The organism is Bradyrhizobium sp. UFLA05-112, from assembly GCF_053572325.1.
Map to the genome: position 1 here is coordinate 15,922 of NZ_JBANBK010000031.1, position 15,371 is coordinate 31,292.

General features: G+C 64.8%; 14 protein-coding genes. 10 read left to right on the forward strand and 4 right to left on the reverse strand.

The annotated features are described in order from the left end of the window. Nucleotides 1-58 precede the first annotated feature (58 nt). On the reverse strand, nt 59-1,180 hold the full coding sequence (gene mutY / locus SO180_RS19350) for an A/G-specific adenine glycosylase (protein WP_449380432.1): 1,122 nt from the start codon (nt 1,178-1,180) through the stop codon (nt 59-61). A gap of 168 nt (nt 1,181-1,348) precedes the next feature. Here mutY and SO180_RS19355 point away from each other — a divergent pair, with 168 nt between their 5' ends. From SO180_RS19355 to SO180_RS19365, 3 genes are all read left to right on the forward strand, one after another. Continuing rightward, a complete protein-coding gene (locus SO180_RS19355) occupies nt 1,349-1,828 on the forward strand; it encodes a DUF721 domain-containing protein (RefSeq protein WP_449380433.1) in 480 nt (159 codons plus the stop codon). 131 nt (nt 1,829-1,959) lie between these two features. Next, nucleotides 1,960-2,616, forward strand: coding sequence for a DsbA family protein (locus SO180_RS19360; RefSeq protein ID WP_449380434.1), 657 nt, complete (start codon nt 1,960-1,962; stop codon nt 2,614-2,616). A 468-nt stretch (nt 2,617-3,084) separates the two neighbouring features. Then, the gene (locus SO180_RS19365; protein WP_449380435.1) at nt 3,085-3,357 is read left to right on the forward strand and encodes a hypothetical protein; all 273 of its coding nucleotides are present in this window, start codon (nt 3,085-3,087) and stop codon (nt 3,355-3,357) included. Nucleotides 3,358-3,447: 90 nt separating this feature from the next. On the opposite strand, the gene SO180_RS19370 is transcribed toward SO180_RS19365, so the two are convergent. Then, on the reverse strand, nt 3,448-3,663 hold the full coding sequence (locus SO180_RS19370) for a hypothetical protein (protein WP_449380436.1): 216 nt from the start codon (nt 3,661-3,663) through the stop codon (nt 3,448-3,450). 86 nt (nt 3,664-3,749) lie between these two features. Between SO180_RS19370 and smc the strand changes: the two genes are divergently transcribed. The 7 genes from smc to SO180_RS19405 all read left to right on the forward strand — a co-directional run bounded on the left by smc (nt 3,750) and on the right by SO180_RS19405 (nt 12,385). Beyond that, on the forward strand, nt 3,750-7,214 hold the full coding sequence (gene smc, locus SO180_RS19375) for a chromosome segregation protein SMC (protein ID WP_449380437.1): 3,465 nt from the start codon (nt 3,750-3,752) through the stop codon (nt 7,212-7,214). Nucleotides 7,215-7,345: 131 nt separating this feature from the next. Further along, on the forward strand, nt 7,346-8,326 hold the full coding sequence (locus SO180_RS19380; protein ID WP_449380438.1) for a small ribosomal subunit Rsm22 family protein: 981 nt from the start codon (nt 7,346-7,348) through the stop codon (nt 8,324-8,326). Nucleotides 8,327-8,471: 145 nt separating this feature from the next. Beyond that, a complete protein-coding gene (locus tag SO180_RS19385; protein ID WP_027524255.1) occupies nt 8,472-9,032 on the forward strand; it encodes a LemA family protein in 561 nt (186 codons plus the stop codon). 32 nt (nt 9,033-9,064) lie between these two features. Continuing rightward, nucleotides 9,065-10,267 carry a M48 family metallopeptidase gene (locus SO180_RS19390; RefSeq protein ID WP_449380439.1) on the forward strand — a complete coding sequence of 401 codons (1,203 nt, stop codon included), beginning with the start codon at nt 9,065-9,067 and terminating at the stop codon, nt 10,265-10,267. Between the two features lie 221 nt (nt 10,268-10,488). Then, nucleotides 10,489-11,241: a P-loop NTPase family protein gene (locus tag SO180_RS19395; RefSeq protein WP_449380440.1), complete on the forward strand. Its 753-nt coding sequence runs from the start codon at nt 10,489-10,491 to the stop codon at nt 11,239-11,241. Nucleotides 11,242-11,301: 60 nt separating this feature from the next. Then, the gene (locus SO180_RS19400; RefSeq protein WP_449380441.1) at nt 11,302-11,970 is read left to right on the forward strand and encodes a hypothetical protein; all 669 of its coding nucleotides are present in this window, start codon (nt 11,302-11,304) and stop codon (nt 11,968-11,970) included. An 82-nt stretch (nt 11,971-12,052) separates the two neighbouring features. Beyond that, nucleotides 12,053-12,385 carry a GIY-YIG nuclease family protein gene (locus tag SO180_RS19405; RefSeq protein ID WP_449380442.1) on the forward strand — a complete coding sequence of 111 codons (333 nt, stop codon included), beginning with the start codon at nt 12,053-12,055 and terminating at the stop codon, nt 12,383-12,385. A 74-nt stretch (nt 12,386-12,459) separates the two neighbouring features. Here SO180_RS19405 and SO180_RS19410 read toward each other — a convergent pair whose 3' ends face one another. Continuing rightward, nucleotides 12,460-12,999, reverse strand: coding sequence for an adenine phosphoribosyltransferase (locus SO180_RS19410; RefSeq protein ID WP_449380443.1), 540 nt, complete (start codon nt 12,997-12,999; stop codon nt 12,460-12,462). A 9-nt stretch (nt 13,000-13,008) separates the two neighbouring features. Beyond that, the gene (locus tag SO180_RS19415; RefSeq protein ID WP_449380444.1) at nt 13,009-15,174 is read right to left on the reverse strand and encodes an anthranilate synthase component I; all 2,166 of its coding nucleotides are present in this window, start codon (nt 15,172-15,174) and stop codon (nt 13,009-13,011) included. Between the last annotated feature and the right edge of the window lie 197 nt (nt 15,175-15,371).

Genomic DNA, 15,371 nt, shown 5'->3' on the forward strand with positions numbered 1-15,371 from the left:
TCTAGCTTCGCGATACCGCAGCGCTGCTGCCAGCATCCTGTCAGGAGTGCGCGCGGAGCTAGAGATCCAGCCCGTGCGCGATCACCTTGCGCATGACGTTGGGCAGCGCCTCATTGGCAAGGGTTGCGATCGGAACCCAGCGCATGCCCCCTGGCGCGCGGGTGCGGCTGTCGACCTCGGCGGTGTAGACCACGAGCTCCAGCGGGAAATGCGTGAACACATGGGTGACCACGCCCAGCTTGCGCTGCCAGCGGGTGAGGCCCTTGATCTCAGGCGCCTGCGCACGCGCAGCCTTGTCCTCCTGCCCGGCGAGCCAGTCCGAGCCCGGCACCTCGGTCATGCCGCCGAGCAGGCCCTTTTCGGACCGCGAGCGGACCAGCAGCTCATCGCCGCGAACGACAACGAAGGCCGCGCCGCGGCGCAGCGTGCCGCTCTTCTTCGGCGCTTTGCGTGGAAACGTCTCCTGCGTGCCTTGCACCCGCGCGACGCAATCCTCGTTCAACGGACACAGCGAACACGCAGGCTTCTTCGGCGTGCAGATCGAGGAGCCCAGATCCATCAGCGCCTGCGCGCTGTCGCCGGCGCGAGACTTCCCGTCGTCCGCGCGGGAATCCGCGAGCAGCGTCGCCGCCAATTGCTGGATCAGCGGTTTTGCCTGCGGCAATTCCTCTTCGACTGCGAACAGCCGCGACACCACCCGCTCGATGTTACCATCGACCGGCATGGTGCGGCGGTCGAAAGCGATCGCCGCGATCGCCGCCGCCGTGTAAGGCCCGATCCCCGGCAATGCGCGCAGGCCCTCTTCGGTATTTGGAAAAATGCCGCCATGCTCGCGCGCCACCGCGACCGCGCAAGCATGGAGATTGCGAGCCCGCGAATAGTAGCCGAGCCCGGCCCACATCCGAAGCACGTCGTCCTGCGAGGCGTGGCCGAGCGCCGTGACATCAGGCCACCGCGCGACGAATTTTGCGAAATAGGGCCCGACCGCCTTGACGGTGGTCTGCTGGAGCATGATCTCCGACAGCCAGACTCGGTACGCATCCGGCGTCTCGCCCGCCGCCGCGCGCCATGGCAGCCGGCGGCGATGGCGGTCGTACCATTGGAGCAGCGCCAAAGGACGCGCGGAGACTTCCGGCCGAACTGGTTCCGATTTCGCCTTCAGGGCGGGTGTGGGGCTCATGCTGACACTGTATCGACGTCGCACCGAACTCTCCACGTCATGCCCACGCTTGTCGCGGGCATCCACGCCTTTCTTCACGGCACGACGTGGATGGCCGGGGCTCGGCCCGGCATGACGCGGATAATTTCTGGTCAGCGTCGCACGATGATATGATGATATAAGGCAGCCATGTCCAAACCCGGTCCCATCAGCGCAAAGCCGCTGTCGATCCTGCTCAACGACGTCTTTGCCGAGGCCTATGCCAAGCAGGGCTTTGCCGCGCGCGAATTGGTAACGCGGTGGGGCGAGATCGCCGGCTCCGAGATCGCCACGAATGCGGAGCCGTTGAAGATGCAATGGCCGCGGCCGGTCGAGGGCCAGCCACAGGAACCAGCGACGCTGGTGCTGCGGGTCGAGGGGCCGATGGCGCTGGAGATCCAGCACTCCGCCGACGTCATCCTGGAGCGGGTCAACCGCTTCTTCGGCTGGAACGCGGTCGGCAAGCTCGCCTTCCGCCAGGCCCCGCTGTCGAGCCGCGGCCGCCCGGCCCGGCCCCGCCCACCCGATGCCGGGGCGGTGGCCAAGGTGGCCGAGACCCTCGGCAATATCGAAGATGAACAATTGCGAGACGCGCTGGCGCGGCTGGGCGCTGCAATCAAGCGAAATTGAGCCTCATTCCGCCGCTAATCTGGAGCCGTTGTTGCGGCCCGCCATTGCCTCCATTGCGGTTTCAAGCTAGCGACAGGCCGCTCAATCGGCGAACTTTGGGCGTGCCCACGCCAATTTCGGGAGTTGGACCTTTGATGATCACCCGCCGCGTCTTCACCACGATGCTTTCGCTGACCGGACTTGCCGTGGCCGCCGGGTTGTCGCCACTGCGGCTCATCACCGAGGCCATGGCGCAGAGCGCCTCCGACGTCGCCAAACCGGTGTCGCTGCCCGACATGGCGCTCGGTCCGGACAACGCCGCCGTCACCATCACCGAATTCGCCTCGATGACCTGCCCGCACTGCGCGGCCTTCAACGAGCAGGTGTTCCCGAAGATCAAGAAAGAATTCATCGACACCGGCAAGGTGCGCTACATCTTCCGCGAGTTCCCGCTCGACATCAAGGCCGCCGCCGGCTCGATGCTGGCGCGCTGCATCGCCAATGGCGACGCGCCGAAATTTTTCGCCGTCACCGACATGTTGTTCCGCTCGCAGGCCGACTGGGTGACGAAGAACACCACGGAGACGCTCGCGCGGATCGGCAAGCAGGCGGGCCTCTCGCAGAGCCAGGTCGAGGCCTGCCTGAAGGACCAGGCATTGCTCGACAAGATCGCCGCCGACCAGAAATATGCGAGCGAGGTTCTGAAGGTCGATTCGACGCCGACCTTCTTCATCAACGGCGAGAAGATCAAGGGCGAGGCCTCGTTCGAGGAATTCGCGAAGAAGATCAATCCGCTGTTGAAGAGCTGATCTGGCTTCGCCCCCGATTTCCGAGACGCGAGCCGAGCTTGCGTGGCGCCTTGCGATAGCGACGTCGCAACCAAACTAGTTAAGCCACGAGTTGCCGACAGTTACGTGAATTTCTTCAGTACATATCCGAGCAGCGCGGTCCATCGAGAAAGCGAAGCTTTGGCATTGGACTGGAAGTACTTGCAAAATCACGTCTTCCGAACCGAGATGCGCTGCGGGCGGGCAGATGGGCCTCTTGCTGCTCCGTGAGTTAGTGAAGAAGCCCGTCTGGTGGTTCGGAGGTAGGCAAAGAGCCGAGTTGTGGCGCGGCAGACAACGTAGAGCCAAGCCGACCACCCCCTCGGAAATTGGTTGTCCGCTCCCGTCAAGGATGTAAGCGAAGCCGCGTCAGAGATTGTTCCTTGACCACAATCACAACCTGCGAGAGCATGAGGGCGTTCATTCATATCTTTTTTTGGAGAATGCCAGATGACCACCATCCATATGGACTCTTCCGTGAGCCAAACGATCACGTGCGCTGTTCAGAATGGAGGGGTTCTGAGCTGCACCAAAACAAGCAGCAAGGACGTCTATTCTCACTCAATCTGGGCGACAGAAAACAATATCCGGCAGTTCACGATGTTCGAGGGCGACAGTATCGTCATTCCAACCGGCTCAACTCTGACGATCTGGATATTCCGGAAGCAGCCAGGCAAGTCGACCTGGACAATGGATTTTGACCTCAAGGAAAAGGCCACCTGAGCGGCGATGCAACCCGAAGGCTTGGCAAATAGCTGGATCGTCACGTCAGGACCAACTCCGGCGCGGGCAATGGCTCGTTTGCCGAGCGCTCTAACTCCCCTGCCCGACCAACGCCCAAAGCTTTGTTTGCTGTTGATAAATGCCGACACACCTGCCGAAAATCATGCCCCGTGTTGAAGAGCTGATCTTCACGTTTTGATCCTGATTCGCGACCTGCGAAGCCTCAAATCCCTTGTGAAAAGCGGCTTTCGCCGGTTGCCCTGACGCGCCGGCGCGGCCATTGTCCAGCCGCATGAGCCGCATCAAGCGACTCATCCGGACCCCGACATTTGCCTTCTATGGTATTGTCACGGCAGGGAGATTCGCGTCCTGCCAACAGAGAAGCGTGTTTTATGAAGATCACCCGCCTGCGCCTTCATGGCTTCAAGTCCTTCGTCGAGCCCACCGACTTCGTGATCGAAGCGGGCCTCACCGGCGTCGTCGGACCGAACGGCTGCGGCAAGTCGAACCTGGTCGAAGCGCTGCGCTGGGCGATGGGTGAAACCTCGCACAAATCGCTGCGCGCCGCCGACATGGACGCGGTGATCTTCGCAGGCTCCGGCAATCGCCCCGCGCGCAACCACGCCGAAGTGACGATGACGATCGACAATGCCGATCGCACCGCGCCGGCGGCGATGAACGACAGCCAGCTTCTCGAAATCTCCCGCCGCATCGAGCGTGAGGCGGGCTCGGTCTATCGCATCAACGGCCGCGACGTGCGCGCCCGCGACGTGCAGATCCTCTTTGCCGATGCCGCCACCGGCGCGCGCTCGCCGGCCCTCGTCCACCAGGGCAAGATCGGCGAGATCATCCAGGCCAAACCCGAGCAGCGCCGCCGCGTGCTCGAGGATGCCGCCGGCGTTGCCGGCCTGCACGCCCGCCGCCACGAGGCCGAGCTGCGGCTGAAGGCGGCCGAAACCAACCTCACCCGCGTCGAGGACGTGATCGGCCAGCTCTCCGGTCAGATGGAAGGCCTGAAGAAGCAGGCCCGCCAGGCCGTGCGCTATCGCGAGGTCGCAGCCAAGGTGCGCAAGGCCGAGGCCACGCTATTCCATCTCCGCTGGGTCGGCGCCCATGCCGAGGTCAATGAGTCCGGCCACACCCATGATCTCGCGGTTCGCGAGATGGCCGAGCGCACCCAGCACCAGGCCGAAGCCGCCCGCATCCAGGCGATCCGCGCCGCCGGGATGCCGGCGCTGCGTGATGCCGAAGCGCGCGCCGCGGCAGGCCTGCAACGGCTGACCAATGCACGCGAGCTGCTCGATCGCGAGGAAGTGCGCGCAAAGGATCGCGTTACCGAGCTCGAGCGCCGACTGGCTCAGTTCGAGGGCGACATCGCCCGCGCGCAGCAGCAGACCATGGATGCCGACGTGGCGCTTCATCGGCTCGACGCCGAGGATCTGGAGCTGAAGGAAGAAATCAAGTCGCGCGTCGAGAAGCGCTCCGGTGTCGATGAGCGCGTGTCCGAGGCCGAGGCGACGCTCACCGAGACCGAACAGCAGTTCTCCGAGCTGACCACGGCGCTTGCCGACCTCACCGCCAAGCGCAATCAACTCGAAGCCAATGTCCGCACCCACCGCGACAAGCTCGCGCGGCTCGACCAGGAGATCGCGAATGTCGCAGCGGAAGAGCAGAAGCTTGCGGAGGAGACCGGCGGCTTCGGTGATCTCGACGAGCTGACCGCTGCCGTCGAGAATGCCGAGCAGACGCTGGCAGCCTCCGAGGCCGCGGCGCAGGACAGCGAAGCCGCGCATGTCGCGGCTCGCCAGACGCTGGAATCCTCGCGCTCGCCGCTGAACGAAGCCGACAAGCGCGTGCAGCGTCTTGAAACCGAGGCGCGCACGATCTCCAAGATCGTCAACGGCGAGACCAAGAATCTGTGGCCGCCGATCATCGACGGCATCACCGTCGACAAGGGTTTTGAAAAGGCGATCGGCGCTGCGCTCGGCGACGACCTCGATGCGCCCGTCGATCCCTCCGCGCCGATGCGCTGGACCAATGCCGGCGTCACGGAAGGCGATCCGGCGCTCCCCGAGGGCGTCGTGCCGCTCGCCAATCACGTGCAGGCGCCGATCGAGCTTTCGCGCCGACTGGCGCAGATCGGCGTCGTGCCGCGCGAACGCGGCGCAGAGCTCGTCTCGCAGCTCAAGACCGGCCAGCGCCTGGTCTCGCCCGAAGGCGACGTCTGGCGCTGGGACGGTTTTGTCGCTGCAGCTCACGCGCCGACTGGCGCCGCGCGACGGCTCGCCGAACGCGCCCGCCTCGTCGACATCGAGAACGAGCTGGAGCAGGCCCGCATCGACGCGCAGATCAAGCGCCAGGCGCTGGAGAACGCGGAAGGCCAATTGCAGATGGCCGCCAGCACCGAAGGCGCCACACGTGAGGCCTGGCGCGCAGCGCAGCGCGAGCTCAATGCCGCCCGCGAGCGCCATGCCACCGCCGAGCGCGAGATCAACCGTCACGCCGCGCGCAAGTCGGCGCTGTCGGAGGCGCACAGCCGCCTCGCCGCCGACCGCGCCGAGGCCGAGGCTGCGCATGAATACGCGGCAGCCGCGATCTCCGAGCTGCCGTCGAGCGAAGACACCGAAGTGCGGCTCGCGGCCGTGCGCAGCGACATCGAGGGCCAGCGCCGCATGGCCGCCCAGGTCCGTGCCGAGGCACAGGCGCTGGCGCGCGAGGCCGAGCTCGCCGATCGTCGCGTGCAGGCGATCCTCGCCGAGCGCACCGAATGGCAGAACCGCAAGGAAAGCGCGGCCTCCCACATCGACACCATCCAGGCTCGCATCACCGAGGTCTCGGTCGAGCGCGGCGATCTCGAGAATGCGCCTGCCGTGTTCGCCGAGAAGCGCAGCGCGCTGATCAACGAGATCGAATACGCCGAGAACGACCGCCGCGTGGCCGCCGACGCGCTCGCCGAGGCCGAAACCGCCATGGCCGAGACCGATCGTGTCGCAAAGCTGACGCTCGAAGCCTTGTCGAGCGCCCGCGAAGCGACCGCGCGTGCCGAGGAGCGCATGGAAGGCGCGCGGCGCCGTCTGGAAGACATCGAGCGCGAAATCCGCGACATGCTGGAGGTCGAGCCGCAGGCCGTCGCCGGCCTTGCCGAGATCGAACCCGGCGCGGAGCTGCCGCCGCTGCACGAGATCGAGGAGGACCTCGAAAAGATGCGCCGCGACCGCGAGCGCCTCGGTGCGGTGAACCTGCGCGCCGAGGAAGAGCTCAAGGAGGTCGAGACCCAGCACACCGGCCTCACCACCGAGCGCGACGACCTCGTCGAAGCCATCAAGCGGCTGCGCCAGGGCATCCAGAGCCTCAACAAGGAGGCCCGCGAGCGGCTGTTGACCTCGTTCGAGGTCGTCAACAACCACTTCAAGCGCCTGTTCGTCGAACTGTTCGGCGGCGGTGAGGCGGCTCTGCACCTCATCGAGAGCGATGATCCGCTGGAAGCCGGTCTCGAGATCATCGCAAAGCCCCCGGGCAAGAAACCTCAGACGCTGTCGCTGCTGTCGGGCGGCGAGCAGGCGCTGACCGCGATGGCGCTCATCTTCGCGGTGTTCCTCACCAACCCCTCGCCGATCTGCGTGCTGGACGAAGTCGACGCGCCGCTGGACGACCACAACGTCGAACGGTACTGCAACCTCCTGCACGAGATGACCAGCTCGACCGACACACGCTTCATCATCATCACGCACAATCCGATCACCATGGCGCGAATGAACCGGTTGTTCGGCGTCACCATGGCCGAGCGCGGCGTCTCGCAGCTCGTGTCGGTGAGCCTGGCAGAGGCGGTGGACATTCTCGACCAGAACGTGGCGTGAAGCGGCAGTCGTTCCACACCCATTGACGTCATCATCCGCGAAAGCGGATGATCCAGTACGCCGCGGCCTCTCGGTTGAACGGCGCTGTCTCGGAGTACTGGATGCCCCGCCTGCGCGGGGCATGACGATGGATGATGATTTCCCCTACCCTTCCTGCCGAGCTCAAAGCCGCGCTTGACGCCAAGCTCGTGGGCTTTTCCCGCACTGACGCCGCGCAGCGGGCCGGGCGCATCTCGAACACCTATCGCGCTGGCGGTGGCTCCGCCGCCATCAAATCCGAAGCTGATGCACTCGCCTATGCGCTCGCTCGCATGCCGGCGACCTATGCCGCCGTCGCTGCAAGCCTGAATGCGCTCACCATGATCGTGCCGGAGCTTGCTCCCGAGAGCCTGCTCGATGTCGGCGCAGGGCCGGGCACCGCGAGCTGGGCGGCCGCGGAAGCTTTTGCCTCGCTGCAATCCTTCACCCTGCTCGACGCGAATCGCACGTTGAGCAGCCTGGCGCTCGAGCTTGCGCGTGACAGCACGCGACTGGCTGACATCAGCTATTTGCCGGGCGACGCCGCCGCGAACCTCGCGGGGGCCACGCCCACCGATCTCGTCATCGCGAGTTATTTGATCGGTGAGCTCGGCGAGCACGACCAGCGCGCGCTCGCTGACGCGATGTGGGCGAAAGCCCGGCACGCCCTCGTCGTGATCGAGCCCGGCACGCCAGCCGGCTACGCACGTACCCTTGCGCTGCGTCAGCAGTTGATTGCATCAGGCGCGCATGTCGCGGCGCCCTGCCCGCACGACAAACCCTGCCCGCTCACACCGCCCGACTGGTGCCATTTTGCCCAGCGCCTGCCGCGCTCACAGGCGCACCGGCAGCTCAAGGGCGCCGAGGTCCCCTTCGAGGACGAGAAGTTCATTTATGTGGCGCTGACCCGCGCGCCTGTCGCCGCGCGCTTTGCACGCGTGCTGGCAGAGCCTGATGTCGGCAAGGCCGAGATCACGGCCAAGCTCTGCACCGAGCAAGGCGCCGAGCTCGCGAAGGTGCCGCGCCGGGACAAGGCGGCCTATGCGGGTGCCCGCCGCTGGCGTTGGGGCGACGCCGTCATGGCCGAAAGTTAACCTCGATCAGTGCTTTTCTCTTGAACTGGAATAGGCTTGCGCCCGACCAAGCCTTACTTGCCTTTTGCCTGCCTTGCGCGCCGGCCTGCCGCCCGGCGTCGTTTTGGTCTACGCTATCCGCCTTCTTCCCCTTCAGGAGTTCTCCATGTCGACCGGCTGGATCGTTCTCGGCGTCATCGTCGTCCTCGTGCTGTTCGCCTTCGGCGCCTACAACCGCCTGGTGGCGCTGAGCCAGCGTGTGGGCCAGGCCTTTGCCGACATCGACGTGCAGCTCAAGCAGCGGCATGACCTGATCCCGAACCTGGTCGAGACCGTGAAAGGCTACGCGGCGCATGAGCGCGGCACGCTCGACGACGTGATCAAGGCGCGCAATTCGGCAATGTCGGCGCAGGGACCGGCGCAGGTGTCCGCGGCCGAGAACCAGCTCTCCGGCGCGCTCGGCCGGCTGATCGCGCTGTCGGAGGCCTATCCCGACCTCAAGGCCAACGCCAATTTCCAGCAGCTCGCGAGCGAGCTCTCGGACCTCGAAAACAAGATCGCGGCGAGCCGCCGTTTCTTCAACAACGCGGTCCAGGAATACAACACCGGCATCCAGCAGATGCCCGCCGCCTTGTTCGCCGGCATGTTCGGCTTCACGCGCAAGGAGTTCTTCGATCTCGGCGCGAGCCGCACCGAGGTCGAGGCGGCGCCACAGGTCAAGTTCTGATCTGAAACGATAGACCGGCAGGACAGCGCGCCATGGCCGCGTATGGTCTCTACACGCATATCGCCTCGAACAGGTTTCGTTCGATGGTGCTGCTCGCGGGCCTGTTCCTGCTGTTCTACGTGCTGGTCTATGCCGGCGCGCTGATCGCCGAAGTCGTCATCAACGGCAATCAGTCCGTCGCCTATTATCTGACCCACGCTCTCTCCGACCTGATCAAGGCATCGCCCTTCGCGACCGCCGCGGCGATCGCCTGGATCGTGATCGCCTATTTCTTCCACCAGTCGATGATCGATGCCGTCACCGGCGGCCACGACGTGACAAGACAGGAAGAGCCGCGGCTCTACAATCTCCTCGAAAATCTCTGCATCTCGCGTGGCATCACCATGCCGAAGCTGAAGATCATGGAGAGCCCGGCGCTGAACGCGTTCGCGACCGGCCTCAACCCGCGGCAATATGCGATCACCGTCACCACGGGTCTGATGAAAGCCCTGAACGACCAGGAGATCGAGGCGGTGCTGGGCCACGAGCTGACCCACATCAGGAACGGCGACGTGCAGCTGATGGTGGTCGCCGTCATCATCGCCGGCGTGGTCGGCTTCTTCGGCGAATTGTTCTTCCGCATGTTCACGAGCTTCAGCTGGAGCTCCGGTTCCGGCGGCTCGTGGTCGTCGGGTTCGTCCTCCTCGTCGCGATCATCCTCGTCATCAAGCGACAGCAAGAGCTCGGGCGGCGGCGCGGTGGTGGTCGTCATCATCGCGGTCGTGCTGATCGTGGTGGCCTGGCTGGTGTCGCAGGTGGTCAAGCTCGCGCTGTCGCGTTCGCGCGAATTCCTGGCCGATGCCGGCTCGGTCGAGCTCACCAAGAATCCCGACGCGATGATCTCGGCGCTGCGCAAGATCGACGGCCGCGGCGAGCTGCCGGGCGCGACCTCTGCCGTGATGGAGCTCTGCGTCGACAATCCCCGCGAGGGCTTCGCCGACCTGTTTGCGACCCACCCCTCGGTCGACTCGCGGATCAAGGCGCTGGTCAATTTTGCCGGTGGCCATGATCCGGGCCCGCTGCCGCCGCCCTCGGACGAATCCGAGGAATCGGGAACGCAGGCGGAACGGCAGGACATCCCGCCGGCGGTGCCCACCGGCCCGTGGACCGATTCTGGCACGCCGGCCGATGCCACCGTGCCGAGCCGCCCCGGAACCCCGGTCGGCAATCCAATGGGACCCTGGGGCCATCATTGATCGCACAATTTGCCGCGCCACGAGGCTGGATGCGGAGGGATTTTGGTGCGATTGGGAAAAACCGCGGGAATTGCTGCAACGAGGTCCGGAGGAATTGAATTCTCCCTTGTTTCTGCCATGTTCGCGCCCAACAGCAGACTTGGGCAAGTCGGCTGGGAAAGTCGATTTGGGACCTGACCGATCGTGCATCGCGATCGGGGGCGCGCGTTTAGGGGACGTCAATGGCAAAGCCGGCAGTGGTTGTGGTGGGCGCGGACAAGGGTGGGGTCGGCAAGACCACGGTATCGCGCACCTTGCTCGATTATTTTTCCGCCAACAACGTGCCGACCCGCGCGTTCGACACGGAGTCGCCGCGCGGAACCCTGAAGCGCTTCCACCCTGACATCACCGAGATCGTCGACATGACGACGACGGCCGATCAGATGAAGATCTTCGACACGCTCAACGCGGTGAGCCCGTCGGTGACCGTGATCGACGTCCGCGCCGGCCTGCTCTCACCGGCGCTGGCTTCGCTGCGCGACATCGGCTTCCTCGACGCCGCCAAGGCCGGCCAGATCACCTTCGCCGTGTTCCACATCCTCGGGCCCTCGATCGCCTCGCTGGAGGAGATCGCAGAGACCGCAGGCTTCATGACCGGCGCAAAATATTTCCTGGTGAAGAATTTCATCAACGACACCCAGTTCTTCCAGTGGGACCAGGCGACCTACAACTCCTACTTCCACCGCATCAAGGATGCGACCGAGCTGACCATCCCCAAGCTCAACGAAATGGCCTATGAGCAGGTCGAGGTTTCGTCCGTTCCGTTCCTGAAATTCGTCGCCAACAAGGGCATCCACGACGAGGCCGCGAACTATTCGTTCGTACTGCGCGGCTATGTCCGGCACTGGCTGGCGAACGTCTGGAGCGAGTATGACCGCATCCGGCTGACCGACATCGTGGGCTCCAAGCCCGCCGCCCGTAGCAGCGAAAAATAGTTGCGGGCAAGCTGCGGATGCGGCTGGATTGGGCGCCGAACCCGCCTGATATAGCTGCCAATGGCCGCCACGCCCGTCTACATCATCTGCTCCCCCCGACCGCAGGTCGGCAAGACGCTGCTTGCGCGCTTGCTGACCGAGTTCCTGCTGCTCAAGAACGGCGATGTCGCCGCCTTCGACGTCAATCTGAAGGAACCATCACTGCTCGACTATCTGCCGAAGGTCACCGAGACGGCCGACGTCATCGACACCTACGGCAAGATGCAGCTCATGGACCGCGTCATCGTCGATGACGGCCTCGGCAAGGTGATCGACCTCGGCTTCCACGCCTTCGATGAATTCTTCAAGATGACCGACGAGATCGGCTTGTTGAAGGAAGCCGCCCGCCGCCACGTGGCGCCGATGATCCTGTTCGTCGCCGACACCGACCGCGTGTCGAGCCGCGCGCATGAAATGCTGCGCCAGCAGATCCCGCGGATCAGCCTGATCACCGTGGACAACGAATATGTCGTCCGCGGCGAGCTGCCGCCTGCCATGGCCGGCGGACGGCTGTTCCGTCTGCCGGCGCTGCCGGGCTTCCTGAAGACCTATATCGACCGGCTCAACTTCTCCTTCACCGGCTATCTGCGCCAGGAGAAGGACTCGTCGACCGAATTGCACCAGTGGATCCGGCGGAACTATCTCGCCTTCCGGGAGCTCGAGCTCAGCCTGATTCTGCAGAGTTCTTAATTATTTTACCCGGGTAATATTGACTGATCGCCTGGCGGCTTGTATGACCTCGCGCGACACCATTCCCCGCGAGACCGAGCCAATGAGCATCGACCGAAAGGCCGCGATTGCCGCCTACAAGGAGCGCAAGGCCGCTGGCGGCATCTACGTCGTCCGCTGCGCGGCGACAGGCGAAGCCTGGGTCGGCCAGGCACTCGATCTGGAGAAGGTCCCCAACCGGATCTGGTTCACGCTGCGCCAGGGCGGACATCCCTGCCGCTCCCTTCAGGCGGCATGGAACGCGCATGGCGCCGCGGGCATCAGGTTCGCCGAATGCGAGCGGCTGGACGAGGAGGACGTGAGCTATGTCCGCGACGCGCTGCTGAAGGAGCGCATGCTACATTGGCTGTCGGAGCTGAAGGCCGAGGCGATCTAAGGCCAGCGCTTGCCGCGGGCTCCTTCACCTCTCGCGCGTGCGGAAGAGGGAGCGCATCTCCTACGCGGCTCTATTCAATGCCCCTCGAACGTCATCAGGGTACGCACGGGCACGTCCATGGCGCGCAGCTTGGCAGCGCCGCCGAGCTCCGGCAGGTCGACGATGAAGCAGGCCGCGACCAGGTTGGCGCCGATCTGCCTGAGCAGCTTCACCGCGCCCTCGGCGGTGCCCCCGGTGGCGATGAGGTCGTCGACCAGGATGACGCGCTCGCCGGGCGCGACCGCATCCACATGCATCTCCATCTCGTCGATGCCGTACTCCAGCGAATAGGCGATGCGCACCGTGGTGTGTGGCAGCTTGCCTTTCTTGCGGATCGGTACGAACCCGGCCGAGAGCTGATGCGCCACCGCGCCGCCGAGGATGAAGCCGCGCGCCTCCATACCGGCGACCTTGTCGATCTTGTTACCGGCCCAGGGATGCACGAGCTCGTCGACCGCGCGGCGGAACGCGCGCGCATCGGCCAGGAGCGTGGTGATGTCGCGGAACATGATCCCGGGCTTGGGATAGTCGGGGATCGTTCGAACGCTCGCCTTCAGATCGTAGTCAAAAGTCATTGGTGCCTCTCAATCGACGCCCGCACTCAGCCGGAATGCGTTCTCGACAATTCGTAAACCCACCTCGCCGCCGAGCGACATCAGCGACTCCGGATGGAACTGCACGCCGGCGACCGGCAACGTCTTGTGCTCGAGGGCCATGGCGACGCCGTCCTCGGTGCTCGCCGTGACCGACAGAACTTCCGGCATGCTGTCGCGCTCAACATACAGCGAATGATAGCGGCCGATCACGATCTCATTCGGAAGGTTGCGCATCAGGCGCCCACCCCGCACCTGCACCCGCGAGGGCCGGCCGTGGGCGGGATACGTCAGTTGCCCGAGCTCGCCGCCAAAATATTCGCCGATTGCCTGCACCCCGAGGCAGACGCCGAACACCGGCAGCTTCTTCTGAAGCGCCGCGTCGATGGTCTTTTTGATCCCGAAATCCTCCGGGCGGCCTGGTCCGGGCGACAACACCAGCAAATCCCATGTCTTCTGCTTGAGCATGTCGAGCGCATGCACATAGCGGACCACGGTGACGCTGGCGCCGACCTGGCGGAAATAGTCGGCGAGCATGTGCACGAAACTGTCGTCATGGTCGATCAGCAGCACGTTCTTGCCCGAGCCGGTCGCATCGGGCGCGAAGGTCGACAAAGGCTTTGGCGGATCGCCGCGCAGCGCCTGGAACAGGGCGGCGGCCTTCACCTGGCACTCGCGGTCTTCAGCGGCCGGATCGGAGTCGAACAGGCAGGTCGCGCCGACACGCACCTCGGCAAGCCCATCCTTCATGCGGATGGTACGAATGGTCAGGCCGGTGTTGATGCTGCCGTCGAAATTCACCGCGCCGATCGCACCCGCATACCAGCGGCGCGGCGAGCGCTCGTGATCCTCGACGAACTGCATCGCCCAGAGCTTCGGAGCGCCGGTGACGGTGACGGCCCAGGCATGGGTGAGGAATGCATCGAGCGCGTCGAAGCCGGGACGCAACATGCCTTCGACGTGGTCGACGGTGTGAAAAAGTTTTGAGTAGGTCTCGATCTGCCGCCGCGCCAGCACCTTGATGGTGCCGGGCACGCAGACGCGCGCCTTGTCGTTACGATCGACGTCGGTGCACATGTTGAGCTCGAACTCGTCCTTCTCCGAGTTCAGGAGCTGGCGGATCTGCTCGGCATCGCCGATCGCATCCGTGCCGCGCGCGATGGTGCCCGAGATGGGGCAGGTCTCTACGCGACGGCCATCAGAGCGCACGAACATCTCCGGCGAAGCCGACACGAGAAACTCGCCGTCGCCGAGATTCATCAGCGCGCCGTAGGGCGACGGGTTGATGACGCAGAGACGCTGGAACACTTCCGCAGGCGAGCGCTCGCAGGGCTCGGCGAAGAGCTGTCCCGGCACGGCCTCGAAGAGATCGCCGCGGGCAAAGGCCGCGCGCGCGGTCTCGACCGTCGCCTGATATTCGCCGGGCGCATGATCGGCAAAGCCCTGCCGCGGCGTCTTGAGATACGGGCTGTCCGCGGTCTCGCGCGGCAGACCTTCGGTCGATTTGCCCTTCCAAGTGAAGTCGTAGCTCAGCACCACGCCACGGCCGGTGGCGCGGTCATAGGCGAGCAGGCGATCGGGCACATAGAGCACGATGTCGCGCTGGTCCTTTTCACGCGGGCGCTTCTGCACGAGATCCTCGATCTGGAAGACGAGGTCGTAGGCGAACGCCCCGAACAGGCCGAGCAGCCCGTCATCATTGGCGGAGAAGGCGCTGACGAGATCGCGCACCAGCGACATCACGCTGGCGCGCCGCGTGCGCTGGTCCTCCTCGACCGGCGCATCTCCGCGGATGATGTGGCCGGCAAGCCGCGAGGCCGTCTTCTCGGAGATCACCACGCAGGGCTCGCGCAGGACATCGGCGAGGAAGGCGATCAGCACCTGGCCGCGCTGGTTCAGCGCTTCGAGCTGGAAATTGACGCCTGATGTTTCGAGCTTGAGCGGCGGATCGGAGAAGCCGAGGTCAAAACTCTCGTAGCGGCCGGGCACGGTGGTGCCCGACGACAGCACCACACCGCGGCGACGGTCGAGCAGGTTGACGAGATCGTCGAGCCGGCTGGCGCCGCCGCTGAATTGCTCCGCCACGCGCGTGATCGCGAGACCCGCGCGGGTCACATAGTCGCTTCTGGCCGGAAGGGCAAAGACTGTCCTGTTCATGTGATCCTCTTGGGCTCCTCTTACGAGACTTGCCGAGGGAACGCCACACAGGACAAACGATCAGGCCGCCGCTCTGCGTTGGCGACCTTCGACGATTTGGGAAAATGAAATCGCACCGGCCACCTCTTTAGGAGGTGCGCCACCAAAGACGGGATGGGCGGACGGCGGTGCTCATGGGGGAACTACACACCATGGCG